Source organism: Plantibacter sp. M259 (assembly GCF_006065115.1).
Taxonomy (GTDB): domain Bacteria; phylum Actinomycetota; class Actinomycetes; order Actinomycetales; family Microbacteriaceae; genus Plantibacter; species Plantibacter auratus.
Genome location: NZ_CP040750.1, coordinates 2,678,014 through 2,692,727, shown reverse-complemented (window position 1 = coordinate 2,692,727; position 14,714 = coordinate 2,678,014). Strand labels below are relative to the sequence as shown.

The following is a 14,714-nucleotide window of genomic DNA, read 5'->3' as shown; positions in this document are numbered from 1 at the left end:
GGTCCCGGCGGGGACGGTCAGCCCTCGGCCCGACCGGCGCCGCTGCGCTCCCGGCGGTAGCGCTGCACGCCACGCCAGACCGCGACGCCGACGGCGATCACGACGCCGGCGATGACCACCTTCTGGAGGATGCCCGCGTACTCCTCGACGATGTGCCACTGCTCGCCCAGGAAGAAGCCGGCGAGGACGAAGATGGTGTTCCAGATGGCGCTGCCCGCGAAGGTGAGGAGGGTGAACCGCAGGACCGACATCCGTTCCACGCCGGCGGGGATGGAGATGAGACTCCGGAAGATCGGGAGCATCCGTCCGAAGAACACGGCCTTCGAGCCGTGCTTCTGGAACCAGGCCTCGACGCGGTCGACGTCCTCGACGTGGACGAGTGGGACCCGCTCCGCGAGGCGGCGCATGCGGTCCCGTCCGAGGACGGCACCGATCGCGTAGAGGGCCAGCGCACCGATCACGGAGCCGGCCGTCGTCCAGATGAGGACCTCGACGAGCCCGAGTTTGCCCTGACTGGCGGCGAATCCGGCGAGTGGCAGGATGATCTCGCTCGGCAGCGGCGGGAAGAGGTTCTCGAGGGCGATGGCGAGCCCGGCCCCCGGACCACCCAACGTCTCCATGAGGTCGACCGCCCAGTCGGCGACCCCTCCGAGGGCACTGTCCCCTCCGGTCGAGGCGGCGGACAGGCTGAACGTGGCGGCGGTGGACGTCGTCATACCCTCGACGGTACGCGACACCTGCGCGCCATCCCTGGGAACCTCCGCTCAATCCCCCACCCGTCGCCCTACCCGACGCCTCGTCCTCTGTCCCTAACTCAGGAAGCCTCCGGCGTGTCGGGGCTCACCGGCGGCACGCCCGGGCGACACGCCCAGCGTCTCCTGAGTTGGGGACATCGGACGGAGACGGAGGGCGGGGCAGGTTCGATAGCGTTGGGGCATGCGCATCGCCACCTGGAACGTCAACTCGATCCGTACCCGCGTCGGCCGCGTGGTCGACTGGCTCGTCCGTGAGGACGTCGACGTCCTCGCCATGCAGGAGCTCAAGTGCAAGCCCGAACAGTTCCCGATGGAGGCCTTCACGAAGGCCGGCTACCAGGTGGAGCTGCACGGGCTCAGCCAGTGGAACGGCGTCGGCATCGCCAGCCGCCTCCCGATGGAGGACGTGCAGATCGGCTTCCCCGACATGCCGGGCTTCGGCAAGCCACCGGCGAGCCTCGCGCTCGACGGTCCCGGGTTCGACGCCGACGGCCTGCCGCTCGAAGCGCGAGCCATCGGCGCGACGGTCGACGGCGTCCGCCTCTGGAGCCTGTACGTCCCGAACGGCCGCGCGGTCGGCGACCCGCACTACGACTACAAGCTCCGTTGGCTCGCCGCGCTCGAGGCCGACACCCGCTCCTGGCTCGCCGAGAACCCCGAGCTGCCACTCGCGCTCATGGGTGACTGGAACGTCGCGCCGCTCGACTCCGACGTCGGTGACCCGAGCTTCGGCCCTGGCTCGACCCACATCTCCGCACCGGAGCGCGCCGCTCTCGCCGCCTTCGTCGACGCGGGACTCCAGGACACCGTCCGACCGTTCGTCCCCGAGGGCTACACCTTCTGGGACTACAAGCAGCTCCGGTTCCCACGGAACGAGGGCCTCCGCATCGACTTCATCTACGGCTCACAGGCGTTCGCGGACCACGTCGTCGAGGCGTCGATCCACCGCAACGAGCGCAAGGGCGACAGTCCGAGCGACCACGTTCCCGTCGTCGTCGACCTCGACTTCACCCTCTCCGACGAAGAGGACGACGACTCGCCGATGATCTTCGGCTGACACCGCTCCGCACCGCCCACAACTCCTGCTGTCGGAGCACGCCAGCGCTCGGCTGGGACCCCAGGCGCCGAGAACGAGCACTCAGCAGGAGTTGTGAACACGGCAGACGGCCTCGCCTGCGGACAGGCACCCGCTGGCCCCGCCTCACCCAATCGTCCGGCGCTCGACCGCCCGACCGTCCGAACCGTGTTCACAACTCCTGCAGGTCATGCCTCGGCGGCCCTGTCCGAGACCGGAGACGGTAGCCGCCCCGATCGAGCAGGAGTTGTGAACGTCCCCCGATCAGGACGCGGGCGAGGAGGCCTGACGACGGCGGCGGGCGAGGACCAGTGCAAGGGCACCGAGGGCGATCACGCCACCACCCAGCCATGCGGGAGCGAAGGACGAGACGCCCGTGTCGGGCAGCCTGGCCGCAGCACCGGCCACCGGTTCGGCCATGACGACCCCGTCGGCGCCGACAGTCACCTGACGTTGCAGGCTGTTCACGCCGGTCGCCGCGTCCCAGGTGCCGACGTTCGCGGTCTGGACCGCGTAGAGCGGGTTGGCCGCGACCGACTCGTGCGTGGCCGGCAACGACAGCGCGGTGTCGTAACGACCGGCCGGGACGTCGGCGAGTGAGGCCTGGAGCGTGACGGTCTCCCCTGCACCCCAGGTGCGGGCGTCCGAACCGAACGGGACGCGCACCGTTCGCTGGGCGTTCGACAGCACGAGGTACGCGGGCCGGCTGTTGTACGGTGCCGCCCAACCGTCGTTCCGGACCGTGAGCGAGAGCGTGCCGTCAACGACCGAGCTCTCCGTCATCACGAATCGGTAGCCGAGTCGCTTCGCGGTGGTGTCGAGGTTCTCCTGCCCCCAGGACTGCAGGACGTCCTGCAGGTAGTCCCAGTTGAGGTAGCTGAAGTTGTAGCGCTCCATCTCGGCCGAGGCGGTCGCCCACTCCGACCGCGGCGGATTCACGTTGCAGGTCTCACCGCCGACCGGCACCCAGTCGCTCTCCTGCGCGAGGTAGTCCTGATCGAGCGAGATCGGGTCGGACAGGTACGTGCCCCAGTCGTCGGGTGCCGCGAGGAAGCAGTCGTTGTGGTGACCGATGCGCGAGATGGCGCTGCCGTCGAACGCCTGCGCCTCGGTGATGGCCCCAGCGGTCCCGGACGGCACCCCGAGGATGTTCTGCTTCATGCTCATGGTCCGCACCTGGATGGAGCGGTCGGCGGGAACCGCCTCGAGGAGCGCATCGACGACCGCGCGGCGCTTCGCCCAGTCCTCGTCCGTGAGGACACCGGGGTTCGCCGGGTCCGCGGCGAAGTGGTCCGTGTAGTAGCCCTCGCCCCAGAGGCCGACGAAGCCGGCCTGGACGACGGAGATGACGTCGGCGTTGTCCTGGAAGATCGGCGTGAGCTGCTCGATGTGGGTGAGCACGATGTCGAGCGGTGCGTCGCCGTAGGGCGGCGTGTAGGGGAAGTCGCCGCCAGCGAGGTACGCGAAGCGGGGGATGATCGAGATGCCGGCGGTGCGAGCCGCGTCGAAGTCGGCCTGGACGAGTGCGAGCCAGGCCGGGTCGAGGGTCGGCTCGGCCACGAACCGTTCCAGGTAGAAGACGCGGACGAGTTCGGTGATGCCCTCCTCGCGGTAGGCCGCCAGCGTGGCGACGTCGAGCGGTGTGTACCCCGGCCCGCCCTCGGTCCCCTCGGGGTAGTAGTGCGTGTTGTTCGTGTGGTCGAAGCCGCGCTCGGGATTCGCGATGATCGCGTCGCTCGGCTCGTAGGCGACCGTGTCGGCCGGGGTCGGGGCAGGTGCTTGCGCCGCAGCGCTCAGCGGTGTGGCGACGACGATGCCGCACGCGGCGAGCACGGCGACGAGACGGAGACGACGGTTCACGGGAACTCCAGCGGGGTCCGGTGGTGCACGGAAGAGGTTGCCCACATCCTGCTGAACCGACATCCGAGGTGCAAGGGAATGCTCGAAACCGACCCGAAGTGATCACTATCGCTTAGCGATTCCCCGCGAACCACCGACCCGTCGGCACCTGCATCCCGCTAGGACCGCGGTGCGCCCCCGCGCTTCCGCTTGTTCGCATCGATGGCGGGGCGCTCGGCCACCACCGGCCAGGTGCCCGTGTGCCCCTCGCGTGCGGCCGCAGCGGCCATGATCCGCGGCTTGGCGGCGAACCATCCGACGATGAGCATCGGGATGAGGACGATGAGGGAGGCGAGGACCCAGCGCCCGGTCTCCGAGAAGCCCATGGTCACGAGGACGAACAGGAGGAACGCGAGCGTCAGATACGACGTGAACGGTGCTCCGAACAGGCGGAACGACGGCCGCTCGACCTTGCCCTGCTTCGCCCAGCGCTGCAGCTGGATCTGGCAGAGGATGATCGTCGCCCAGCCGCCGATGATGCCGATGGCCGAGATCTCGAGCACGAGCTCGAACGCCTTCGACGGGTAGAGCGCGTTCAGCAGGACGCCGAGCAGGGTGAGCGCAGCGGTGAGCAGGATCCCGCCGAACGGGACGCCGTTCTTGCTCATCTTGCCCGTGAACGCGGGGGCCGAACCGTTGACGGCCATCGAGCGGAGGATGCGACCGGTCGAGTAGAGGCCCGCGTTGAGGCTCGACAGCGCCGCGGTCAGGACCACGAAGTTCATGACGGACGCCGAGATCGCCCCGGCCTGCTCCGACCCGATGTGCGAGAAGAAGGTGACGAACGGGCTCTCACCGGCCTGGTAGGCCGTGTAGGGCAGCAGGAGCGACAGGAGCAGCACCGAGCCGACGTAGAAGATCGCGATGCGGAAGATGACCGTGTTGACGGCCTTCGGCATGATCTTCTTCGGTTCGGCCGTCTCACCGGCCGCCGTGCCCACGAGCTCGATGGCCGCGTAGGCGAAGACCACACCGGAGATCGCGATCATCGGGGCGAAGGCCCCGACCGGGAACAGCCCGCCGTTGTCGCCGATGACCGAGAATCCGACGGCGCCGATGTCGGTGCGTCCGCCGAAGACGATGAAGCAGACGCCGACGATGAGGAAGATCACGAGCGCTGACACCTTGATGAGCGCGAACCAGAACTCCATCTCCCCGAACAGCTTGACGGAGACGAGGTTGAGCGCCAGCACCACCACCAGAGCTGCGAGCGCGAAGACCCACTGCGGGAAGTCCTCGAGCTCCTTCCAGCCGAACAGCTTGCCGAAGGTCTTGATGTAGAGCGCTGCCGCGGTGACGTCGACGATCGAGGTCATCGCCCAGTTGAGGAAGTACAACCATCCCGCGCCGAACGCCATCTTCTCACCGTAGAACTCACGCGCGTAGGAGATGAACGAGCCCGAGGACGGGCGGTGGAGGACGAGTTCGCCGAGGGCGCGGAGGATGAGGAAGGCGAAGAACCCGCAGAGCGCGTACACGAGGATGAGCGCCGGGCCGGAGCTGTTCAGGCGACCGCCGGCTCCGAGGAAGAGCCCGGTACCGATCGCGCCACCGATCGCGATCATCTGGATCTGCCGCGGCTTGAGGGTCTTGTGGTACCCCTCCTCTTCACCGGAGAAGTCCTGCACGGCGAGCATCTCGTCGCCGACGGTCTCGCGGGATGCGGCCCAGTCTCCGGAACGCTCGTGTCGTGGGGTCGTGCCTTCGGTCATGTCGTCCCATCGGGTCGGGTCCGACGGCGCTCCGCCGGACTGGACGGTGGTATATCTCAGTCGTGCCCGCCCAAGAGTAGTCGCGATCGTTCGGCTTTTCCGGCCATCGCTGTCCATACTTCGGAGGACAGCGGCGCTCTGAACAGACCGGCTCCGGGGGTCAGGCGAGCAGGGCGGCGACGACGACGAGGACCGGCACGGAGAGGATCGTCGTCAGCAGGACGGTGTCGCGGGCGAGCGTGACACCCTGCTCGTAGCGGCTGGCGAAGTTGTAGACGTTCTGGGCCGCCGGGAGGGCCGCGAGGACGACGGAGGCGAACAACGGCGTGCCGCTCAGCCCGAACCCGAAGTGGGCGATGAGGTAGGCGAACCCGGGCATCACGACCGATTTGATCGCCGTCGCAACGAAGATCTCCCGACGTCCGCTGCCGGCCTGCAACGGCCGCATGCCGTGCAGCGACATCCCGAACGCCATGAGGATGAGCGGCACGGCAGCGCCGCCGAGGAGCCCGAACGGAGCCATGACGGGCTCGGGGAGCCGGACGCCGAACAGGTTGAGCACGACGCCGACGATCGACGCGACGATCATCGGATTGCGGAAGGGCTGCGTCACGATGCCGAGGAAGGAGACGGAGCCGCGTTGTCTGACGTCGAGGATGGTGAGCGCGATCGGGGCGAAGACGAGGAGCTGCAGCAGGATGACCGGGGCGACGTAGCCGGCCTCGCCGAGGACGTAGACCGCCACCGGGATGCCGATGTTGTTGGCGTTGACGTAGCCCGAGCCGAGCGCGCCGATCGTCGCGACCGAGAGGTCCTTGCGGAGCCACACGGCGTTCAGCAGCACGAAGAGCGCGGCGGCCGACAGGGCACTCGCGAGGGCGACCCAGATGAAACTGCTGAACACCTCGTGCAGGTCGGCCGTGGCGAGCACGGTGAACAGCAGCGCCGGGTTGGTGACGAAGAACGCCACCCGGTTGAGCACGTGCCCGGTCGTCGGACCCCCGACCTCGAGACGCCCGGCGAGGTAGCCGACGAGGATCACGGTGCCGATGATCGCGAACCCCGTCAGCACTCCGCCCATGCCGTCCAGCCTAGGTGCAGCCCGTCCGGCGGCCCGGTCGAGCCGACGGTTGTGGAGCGGGCGGTCGGCGTGGAGAATCTGGGGAGGAGAGCCGGGCACCACCATCGCCCTGCGATCCGCTCCCACCAGGAGCCCGCACCAATCACCCACGAGGAGATCCGACGATGACGTCATTCGACCCGGTCGCGTCCAGCGACGCGATGCACAGCACCACCCTCCCCCACGAACGCCTCTCCATCAGCCGCGGACCGCGCTCCGGGCTGACCATCAGCGTCGCCCTGCACTCCACCGCCCTGGGGCCGGCCCTCGGCGGCGCGCGGCTCTGGCGGTACGGGTCCTGGCTCGAGGCCGTCGACGACTCCCTCCGCCTGGCCGCGGGGATGACGATGAAGAACGCGGCCGCCGGTCTCGCGCACGGCGGCGGCAAGTCCGTCATCCACCTGCCCGTCGGCACGACCCTCGACCCCGCGGAGCGCCGCGACGCGATGCTCGACCTCGGCGACGCGGTCGAAGCACTCGGCGGCGCCTATCGCACCGCGGAGGACGTGGGCACGACCGCCGAGGACATGGCCGTCGTCGCCGAGCGGACCGACCACGTCAGCGGGCTGCCGGCCGACCGCGGTGGCGTCGGCGAACCGAGCGAGGCGACGGCTGCCGGCGTGCACGCGGCCATCACCGCGACGCTCGAGACGGTCTTCGGCACCCCGCTCGTCGCGGGCCACCGGTCGACGATCTCCGGGCTCGGCCAGGTCGGCGGCCGTCTGGCCCGACGGCTCGCGGCCGAGGGTGCTCGCCTCATCGTCACCGACGTCGACCCACGGAAGCGCGCCCTCGCCGAGGAGATCGGCGCCAGCTGGATCGAACCGGGCGACGAGCACCTCGTCGAGACGGACCTCTTCGTGCCGTGCGGCGTCGGCGGCGCCCTGAACGCCCGGGTGATCGGGCAGCTGCGGTGTCGCGCCGTGGTCGGGGCGGCGAACAACCAGCTCGCCTCCCGCGCCGACGCGGTGGCCCTCGAGGAGCGCGGCATCCTGTGGGCGCCGGACTTCGTCGCGAACGCGGGCGGCGTGATCTACCTCGCCATGGCGTCCGAACCGGGCGCCGATGCCGCTGCCATCGAGCAGCGGGTGTCGGCGATCGGGCGGACCGTGCAGTCGATCTACCGGGACGCCGCAGCGGAGGGCGTCACGACGCTCGTCGCCGCCGAACGCCTCGCGATGGCCCGCATCGATGCGGCCGGCGGGGTCCTCGCAGCGGTCTGACGACGACGAACGGCCCGTCCACCCGGAGCGGGTGGACGGGCCGTCGATCGCCGGTGTCAGGCGAGGTCGAGGGATCGCGTCAGAGCTTGACGACCATCTTCCCGGTGTTGGCGCCGCGCATGAGCGCGAGGAACGCGTCGAGCGTGTGGTCGAGGCCCTCGTAGACGGTCTCGTCGAAGACGACGTCGCCGTTCTGCAACCAGGCGCCCATCTCACCGGAGAACGCCGGGAAGTGCTGCGTGTAGTTGCCGACGGTGAAGCCCGTGAGGGTCAGCCCGCGGGTCACGATGTTCGACAGGTTGCGCGGGCCCTCGGCACGCTCGGTGTCGTTGATCTGCGAGATGACGCCGCAGAGCGCTGCGCGTCCGCCGTCGTTGAAGGCGTCGATCGCCGCTTCGAGGTGCTCGCCGCCGACGTTGTCGAAGTACACGTCGATGCCGTCGGGTGCCGCGGCCGCGAGCTGCTCGGTGACGGGGCCGTCCTTGTAGTTGAACGCGGCGTCGTAGCCGTACTTCTCCGTCAGCAGGGCGACCTTCTCAGCCGATCCGGCCGAACCGATGACGCGCTTCGCGCCCTTGAGACGGGCGATCTGGCCGACCATCGTGCCGACGGCACCTGCCGCACCGGAGACGAACACCGTGTCGCCCTCCCGGAACCTGGCGACCTCGAGCAGACCGACGTACGCGGTGAGGGCCGTCATGCCGAGGACGCCGAGGTAGGCGGACAGCGGGACGCCGGGGAGCTCAGGGACGACGCGGAACCCGCTGGCGTCCTCCTGGACGAGGTCGCGCCAGCCGAACTGGTGCAGGACGACGTCGCCGACGGAGAAGCCCTCGGCGGCAGACTCGACGACCCGGCCGATGGCGCCGCCGGTCATCGTCTCACCGAGCTGGTACGGCGCGACGTAGGAGCGGGCGTCGTTCATGCGACCGCGCATGTAGGGGTCGACGGAGAGGAAGAGGTTCTGAACTCGGAGCTGGCCGGGCGCGAGCTCCGGGAGTTCGACGGAGACGGTCCGGAAGTCGGACTCGGTCGGCCAGCCGACCGGTCGCGAGACGAGCTGGATCTGGGTGCTGAGCGCGGGGTGTTCATGTGGTGCCTTTCCTTGGTGCGGTGATTCGGTGGGAGCGCGCAGCACGTCGTCGGGTTGCGGACGGGGTGACGCCTGGGGCGTCGCGGAGGTGTCAGACGGCCAGTGCGATGACGAGCGCGATGAGTCCGAGCAACGGGGTGGTCCCCTGGACGATCGCGGCGCGGGCCTTCGTGCGGTCCGAGGTGATGAGGACGAGGGAGGCGAGGAGCATGGAGCCGGCCGAGGCGAAGACGAGGGCCGCGCCGATACCGGTCGAGCCAGTGATGAGGAAGACGATGCCGACGATCGTGCCGATCGCGAGGAACAGGTTGTAGAACCCCTGGTTGTACGCCATCCCGCGGGTGGTCTCGGCCTCGAGCTCCGAGGTGCCGAAGGTCTTGCGGGTTGCCGGCTCGGTCCAGCGCAGCGACTCGAGCACGAAGATGTAGACGTGCAGGAGGGCGGCGATGCCGACGAGGACGAGACTGACGACGAGCATGGGACGGGCCTTCCGGGAGATCGGCGTCGAGTCGTCCGAACGGAGCGACGTTCTGTACCGATGGGTCTACTATAATAGTAGAACGCTCGGTACACAACCCGCCTGTCCGGAGGGCCGGCCGAGCCAGGAGGAGGCACCCATGGGACGCACGCAGGAGTTCGACACCGTCGCCGTCGTCCAGGCGGCGCGCGACGTCTTCTGGGACCGCGGGTACGAGGCGACCTCGCTCGCCGACCTCGAAGCGGCCACCGGCCTGCGGCGGTCGAGCCTCTACCACGCCTTCGACAGCAAGCGCGGGCTGTTCGACGCCGCCGTGCAGGACTACCTCGACACCGTCATCCGACCGCGCCTCTCGGTCCTCGCGCGGGCGACGGACGGCAGAGCCGGGCTCACCACCTACTTCTCCGGCGTGCAGACGGTCATCGCGACCCTGCCCGACGACTCCCCCCGCCGCGGTTGCCTCCTCCTCAACAGCGCGGCCGGCCTCGCGGCCCACGACGATGCACTGCGCGAGGTCGTCGACGGCTACCGGGCCGAGCTCACCACCGCGGTCTCGGACGCCCTCGCCCTCGCCCGTCCCGAGGCGGACGCGGACGAACTCGCCGCGGCCGCCCGACAGCTCACGTCGTTGTCGGTCAGCGCGCTGCTGCTCGCCCGGGTCAACCGGGAGGAGGCCGTCGCCATCCTCGACGTCGCCCTCACGCAGGTCGGCAGCTGGTAGCGGACGCATAACACCGGAACCCTCCGGATGTCACCGGCGGAGGCCAATGTGACGCTCTGTTTCGGCGGCCGAGAGCGGTCCGTCACCCTCGCGTAGCATGGCGGGCACCCCACCCCTGGAGCCCGAGACCCATGACGAACGCTGCCCCAAGCCCGCTCGCCGCGAGCTCGCCGGTCACCCGCGACGCCGTCCACGTCGGCTCGGCGGATCGTGCCTCCACGGTCGCGTTCGCCGGGGTCGGCCGCACCTTCGCGAGCGGTGCCGGCAAACGCGCCGACGCCCCGCGGCCCGTGCTGCGCGACGTCACGATCACCGCCGAGGCCGGCGAGGTCGTGGCGATCCTCGGTACGAGCGGCTGCGGCAAGTCCACCCTGCTGCGGATCGCGGCCGGCCTCGACCACCCGACCGCCGGCTCCGTGCTCATCGACGGCACGCCCGTCGCCGGCATCGACCCGCGCACGGCCTTCGGCTTCCAGGAGCCTCGACTCCTCCCCTGGCGCACCATCGCGGCGAACGTCGCACTCGGTCTGCCCAAGCGGACACCCGCAGCCGAAGGGCGCGCCCGCGTCGCCGAACTGCTCGAACTCGTCGGGCTCGCGGACTTCGCCGACCACCGCCCGCGGGAGGTCTCCGGCGGCATGGCGCAACGCGCCTCACTCGCCAGGGCCCTCGCCCGCCGGCCGGGCGTCCTGCTCCTCGACGAACCGTTCGGTGCCCTCGACGCCCTCACCCGGCTGAAGATGCAGGACCTGCTGCTCGCCATCCACCTCGCCGCGCCCACCACCATCCTGCTCGTGACGCACGACGTCGACGAGGCCCTCCAGCTCGCCGACCGGGTCATCCTCCTGGGTCGCGAGGAGGGACAGCCCGGTTCGACCATCGCGCAGACCGTGACCGTCCCCGGCAACCGCCCGCGCGACCGCGGGTCAGCCGAGCTCGCCGAGCTGCGCGGCCGCCTCCTCGACGGACTCGGCATCGACCGCCACGGTCTCGCCCGCGGCGACCAACGACTGCCGTCCATCCCACACTTCCCGTACTGAGCCACCCACCACCTCCGCCGTCATCCCGCACCGATCCACAGCAAGGACCAACGCATGACCTCACGACGCCGCTTCACCACCTCCCGCGCCGGGCGCGCGGCCCTCGTCGCCGCGACCGCCGCCGCAGCGCTCCTCCTCAGCGGCTGCGTCGCGGGCGAGAACGCTCCTGCGGCCGGCGGCGACAGCACCGCCGGCACCACCGAGGGCGGCACGCTCAACATCGACTTCGCGACCTACAACCCGCTCTCCCTCATCATCAAGGACCAGGGCTGGCTCGAGGACGCACTCGACGACCAGGACATCACCGTCAACTGGGTCCAGTCGGCCGGCTCCAACAAGGCGAACGAGGCGCTGCGGGCCGACGCGATCGACGTCGGGTCCACCGCCGGGTCCGCCGCGCTCCTGAACCGGGCGAACGGATCGGCCATCCAGGCGATCGACGTCTTCTCGCAGCCCGAGTGGTCGGCGATCGTCGTCGGCCAGGGCTCGACGATCACGGACGTCGCCGAGCTCAAGGGCAAGAAGGTCGCCGCCACGAAGGGCACCGACCCCTACTTCTTCCTCCTGCAGGCGCTGGACGAGGCCGGCCTGTCCGCCTCCGACGTCACGATCGAGAACCTCCAGCACGCCGACGGCTGGGCGGCCCTGCAGAACGGCTCCGTCGACGCCTGGGCCGGTCTCGACCCGATCATGGCCGGCGCCGAGGAGGCGGGCGCGAAGCTCATCTACCGCAACGTCGACTTCAACAGCTACGGCATCCTGGCCGCCACCGAGTCCTTCATCGACGAGCGTCCGGACGTCGCGCAGACCGTCGTCAACGCCTACGAGCACGCTCGTGAATGGGCTGCGTCGAACCCCGACGAGACGGCGCAGATCCTCGCGGACGCCGCGGGCCTCGACCTCGCCGTGGCGACGAAGGTGATCACGGAGCGCTCGAACCTCGACGTCGACCCGGCCCCGGGCAAGGCGCAGGAGCAGGTCCTGTCGATCATCGGCCCGATCTTCGTGGAGTCCGGCGACGTCTCGTCGCAGGACAAGGTCGACGACGCCCTGGCCGACCTCTTCAACCCGAGCTTCGTGGACGACGCGGACCCGTCCGCCATCGGCACGAAGTAGTCCGGCCCCTGAACCGTCCCGAGAGGAACCCATGACCGAGTTCGCCGGTCTCGGCACCACCGCAGCCGCGGGTGCCCAGGCGACCCAGTCCGGCCGCGAAGCGCGCGCCGTCCTCGGGTCCCGCAGGATCGTCGTCGTCCTCGGCGGCTTCCTCGTCCCCGTCGTCATCCTCGGGGCCTGGCAGCTGGTCACCGCGTTCGGCCTCGTGCCGGCCTCGCAACTCCCGGCACCCGCCGAGGTCTGGGCGGCCGGCGTCGATCTCGCGCAGCGCGGCTGGCTGCAGCAGGACGTCGCCATCTCGGTGCAGCGCGTCCTCATCGGGTTCCTCATCGGCGCCGCCCTCGGCCTCGTCCTCGGCGCGGTCGTGGGGCTCTCGCGCCTCGGCGACATCCTGCTGTCGACGACTTTCGCGGCGATCCGGGCCGTCCCGTCGCTCGCATGGGTCCCGCTGCTCATCCTCTGGCTGAAGATCGGTGAGGAGTCGAAGATCACGCTCATCGCGATCGGCGCGTTCTTCCCGGTGTACACGACGGTCTCCGCCGCGCTCCGCCACGTCGACAAGCACCTGGTCGAGGCCGGCCGCGCCTTCGGGCTGAACGGTGTCGCGTTGTTCCGGACGGTGCAGCTGCCCGCCGTGACGCCCTCGGTCGTCTCCGGCCTCCGGCTCGCGCTGGCGCAGTCGTGGCTGTTCCTCGTTGCGGCGGAGCTCATCGCCTCGTCCATGGGACTCGGATTCCGCCTGGTGGACTCGCAGAACAACGGCCGGGTCGACCGCATCTTCTTCGTCATCATCGTGCTCGCGCTGCTCGGCGCGATCACCGATGCGCTCGTCGGTGTCCTCGACCGCTGGATCAAGCGCCGCTGGGGGTAGCGGCACGCCGCGGTCGGCCGTGCAGTTCCCCAGCGCGAACGGCCGAATGTTGCAGCGAAGTCGCTCCTGACGCAAGAAATCCGCACCCCCTCCGCCCCTACGCTCGAAGGAATCGTCACCCACCCCGGGCGACGCCTGCGCACGCGGAAGGAGGTTCACCATGTCGAACGTCGCCACCACCCACACGAAGAGCATCGTCGGAGAGCCGGAGGTCGTCGAAGACGCCGCCGCACTCGTCGGGCACCCGGCCTGGACGGACCTCAAGGCCGCCGCGACCGCGCTGCAGGCCGTCCAGGTGAAGGACGGCTCGATCCCCGAGGCGAGCGACCACGGGCCGGCGGCAGGGCACGTCGCCACGATCGTCGCGAGCGTCCGCACCCTCGCTCCGAACTTCCCGCACGACGCCGAGTACCTCGACGCCCTCGTCGCGGACTTCGACCGCTGGGAGCGCGACGGCTTCGGCGTCCCGGACTTCCTCGACTCGCTCGTCGCCTTCCACCCCGAGCGGCACCGCGTGGACGGCTTGGGACACCTCGTCGTGTTCCCGATGGTCACGCAGAACGGTTCGACCGACCGCCACATCGAGGCCGTGCTCGTCGAGGTCATCTGGCCCGAGTTCATCGCCGCGCTCGAGGCCGGCGACTACACGAACGCGCTCTTCGTGCCGATCCGCTTCCTCGACTTCACGCCGGGGTACGACACGAACTCCGCGGTCCTCTTCCCCGAGACGGTCGCGATGCGCGCGATCCCGGCGTTCACCTGGGGCGCGATCTTCCAGGACCGCGAGGCGGCCCGGTACCGTCGGGTCGTCCGAGCGGCGGCCGAGATCACCAAGCTGGAGCTCCCGGCCGACGCCGCGTCCCTCATGGACGACCAGCAGCTGGCCGAGGAGACCTTCGTCATGTGGGACCTCATCCACGACCGCACGCACATGCGCGGTGACCTCCCGTTCGACCCGTTCATGATCAAGCAGCGGATGCCGTTCTTCCTGTACTCCCTCGAGGAGCTGCGCTGCGACCTCACGGCGTTCCGCGAGTCGGTCCGGCTGGAGCGCACGCTGACGACCCGCGCGGAGACCGAGACGCTCGACGCGGCGGACGTGGCGATCCTCGAGCACGCGAAACTCGTGCAGTACGCGATCATCTTCGACCGCATCTTCCGGTTCGCCATCACCGGCTCGCGCGTCCGGAACTACGACGGCGTCGGCGGCCAGCTGCTGTTCGCGTGGATGCACCAGCACGGCGTGCTGCACTGGACCGACACCAGGCTCACGATCGACTGGGACGAGGTCCCCGACGTGGTCGTGCGGCTCGGCGAGAGCATCGACGAGCTGTACTGGCGATCGATCGACCGTCCGAAGACCGCGCACTGGCTTGCCGCGTACGAGCTCGTCCGGACGACGCTGACGCCGCACCCCGCGTCGCAGTGGGCGCGTGGGCTGTCCGACGAGATCCTCAGCGGACCGCCGCGCGGACTCACCGACGCGGTCCTCGACGACGAGTTCCCCCTGTCGATGTTCTACGAGGCGCTCGGCAAGAAGATGGCGGACGTCATCACGTCGACCGCCGGGATCACGGGGCGATCCGCGGCCTGACCCGACCGTGCCGCGGA

At 69.9% G+C, this 14,714-nt stretch carries 13 protein-coding genes; 7 read left to right on the top strand and 6 right to left on the bottom strand.

The genetic code is table 11. The features are described from left to right. Window positions 1-17: 17 nt before the first annotated feature. A complete protein-coding gene (locus tag FGL15_RS12625) occupies window positions 18-716 on the bottom strand; it encodes a DedA family protein (RefSeq protein ID WP_138946305.1) in 699 nt (232 codons plus the stop codon). Window positions 717-936: 220 nt separating this feature from the next. Between FGL15_RS12625 and FGL15_RS12620 the strand changes: the two genes are divergently transcribed. Next, window positions 937-1,812, top strand: a complete 876-nt coding sequence (locus tag FGL15_RS12620; protein WP_079001329.1) for an exodeoxyribonuclease III — start codon at window positions 937-939, stop codon at window positions 1,810-1,812. Window positions 1,813-2,094: 282 nt separating this feature from the next. Here FGL15_RS12620 and FGL15_RS12615 read toward each other — a convergent pair whose 3' ends face one another. The 3 genes from FGL15_RS12615 to FGL15_RS12605 form a co-directional block, all read right to left on the bottom strand. Continuing rightward, window positions 2,095-3,690, bottom strand: coding sequence for a DUF4832 domain-containing protein (locus tag FGL15_RS12615; RefSeq protein WP_240773530.1), 1,596 nt, complete (start codon window positions 3,688-3,690; stop codon window positions 2,095-2,097). A gap of 158 nt (window positions 3,691-3,848) precedes the next feature. Beyond that, window positions 3,849-5,441, bottom strand: coding sequence for an amino acid permease (locus tag FGL15_RS12610; RefSeq protein ID WP_205858618.1), 1,593 nt, complete (start codon window positions 5,439-5,441; stop codon window positions 3,849-3,851). A 160-nt stretch (window positions 5,442-5,601) separates the two neighbouring features. Beyond that, the gene (locus FGL15_RS12605) at window positions 5,602-6,522 is read right to left on the bottom strand and encodes an AEC family transporter (protein WP_138946303.1); all 921 of its coding nucleotides are present in this window, start codon (window positions 6,520-6,522) and stop codon (window positions 5,602-5,604) included. 164 nt (window positions 6,523-6,686) lie between these two features. On the opposite strand from FGL15_RS12605, the gene FGL15_RS12600 reads away from it, so the two are divergent. Then, window positions 6,687-7,784 carry a Glu/Leu/Phe/Val dehydrogenase family protein gene (locus FGL15_RS12600; RefSeq protein ID WP_240773529.1) on the top strand — a complete coding sequence of 366 codons (1,098 nt, stop codon included), beginning with the start codon at window positions 6,687-6,689 and terminating at the stop codon, window positions 7,782-7,784. Between the two features lie 79 nt (window positions 7,785-7,863). Here FGL15_RS12600 and FGL15_RS12595 read toward each other — a convergent pair whose 3' ends face one another. Continuing rightward, the gene (locus FGL15_RS12595) at window positions 7,864-8,919 is read right to left on the bottom strand and encodes an NADP-dependent oxidoreductase (protein WP_138947303.1); all 1,056 of its coding nucleotides are present in this window, start codon (window positions 8,917-8,919) and stop codon (window positions 7,864-7,866) included. A gap of 49 nt (window positions 8,920-8,968) precedes the next feature. Next, complete coding sequence (locus FGL15_RS12590) at window positions 8,969-9,355, bottom strand: DUF1304 domain-containing protein (RefSeq protein ID WP_079003829.1); 387 nt, start codon at window positions 9,353-9,355, stop codon at window positions 8,969-8,971. Window positions 9,356-9,494: 139 nt separating this feature from the next. On the opposite strand from FGL15_RS12590, the gene FGL15_RS12585 reads away from it, so the two are divergent. The 5 genes from FGL15_RS12585 (at window position 9,495) to FGL15_RS12565 (ending at window position 14,697) form a co-directional block, all read left to right on the top strand. Further along, on the top strand, window positions 9,495-10,076 hold the full coding sequence (locus FGL15_RS12585) for a TetR/AcrR family transcriptional regulator (protein ID WP_071262226.1): 582 nt from the start codon (window positions 9,495-9,497) through the stop codon (window positions 10,074-10,076). Between the two features lie 131 nt (window positions 10,077-10,207). Next, entirely contained in the window at window positions 10,208-11,116 is a 909-nt protein-coding gene (locus tag FGL15_RS12580) for an ABC transporter ATP-binding protein (RefSeq protein ID WP_138946302.1), read from the top strand. Between the two features lie 54 nt (window positions 11,117-11,170). Then, complete coding sequence (locus FGL15_RS12575; protein ID WP_138946301.1) at window positions 11,171-12,232, top strand: aliphatic sulfonate ABC transporter substrate-binding protein; 1,062 nt, start codon at window positions 11,171-11,173, stop codon at window positions 12,230-12,232. 31 nt (window positions 12,233-12,263) lie between these two features. After that, window positions 12,264-13,103, top strand: a complete 840-nt coding sequence (locus FGL15_RS12570) for an ABC transporter permease (protein WP_138946300.1) — start codon at window positions 12,264-12,266, stop codon at window positions 13,101-13,103. A gap of 160 nt (window positions 13,104-13,263) precedes the next feature. Further along, a complete protein-coding gene (locus tag FGL15_RS12565) occupies window positions 13,264-14,697 on the top strand; it encodes a DUF6421 family protein (protein ID WP_138946299.1) in 1,434 nt (477 codons plus the stop codon). Window positions 14,698-14,714: the final 17 nt, after the last annotated feature.

Excerpts from the sequence above, each read along its gene's own strand:
- FGL15_RS12570 (WP_138946300.1), top strand. The coding sequence starts at position 12,264 with ATGACCGAGTTCGCCGGTCTCGGCACCACCGCAGCCGCGGGTGCCCAG.
- FGL15_RS12600 (WP_240773529.1), top strand. The coding sequence starts at position 6,687 with ATGACGTCATTCGACCCGGTCGCGTCCAGCGACGCGATGCACAGCACC.
- FGL15_RS12605 (WP_138946303.1), bottom strand. The coding sequence starts at position 6,522 with ATGGGCGGAGTGCTGACGGGGTTCGCGATCATCGGCACCGTGATCCTC.
- FGL15_RS12620 (WP_079001329.1), top strand. The coding sequence starts at position 937 with ATGCGCATCGCCACCTGGAACGTCAACTCGATCCGTACCCGCGTCGGC.
- FGL15_RS12610 (WP_205858618.1), bottom strand. The coding sequence starts at position 5,441 with ATGACCGAAGGCACGACCCCACGACACGAGCGTTCCGGAGACTGGGCC.
- FGL15_RS12565 (WP_138946299.1), top strand. The coding sequence starts at position 13,264 with ATGTCGAACGTCGCCACCACCCACACGAAGAGCATCGTCGGAGAGCCG.
- FGL15_RS12625 (WP_138946305.1), bottom strand. The coding sequence starts at position 716 with ATGACGACGTCCACCGCCGCCACGTTCAGCCTGTCCGCCGCCTCGACC.
- FGL15_RS12575 (WP_138946301.1), top strand. The coding sequence starts at position 11,171 with ATGACCTCACGACGCCGCTTCACCACCTCCCGCGCCGGGCGCGCGGCC.
- FGL15_RS12590 (WP_079003829.1), bottom strand. The coding sequence starts at position 9,355 with ATGCTCGTCGTCAGTCTCGTCCTCGTCGGCATCGCCGCCCTCCTGCAC.
- FGL15_RS12580 (WP_138946302.1), top strand. The coding sequence starts at position 10,208 with ATGACGAACGCTGCCCCAAGCCCGCTCGCCGCGAGCTCGCCGGTCACC.
- FGL15_RS12585 (WP_071262226.1), top strand. The coding sequence starts at position 9,495 with ATGGGACGCACGCAGGAGTTCGACACCGTCGCCGTCGTCCAGGCGGCG.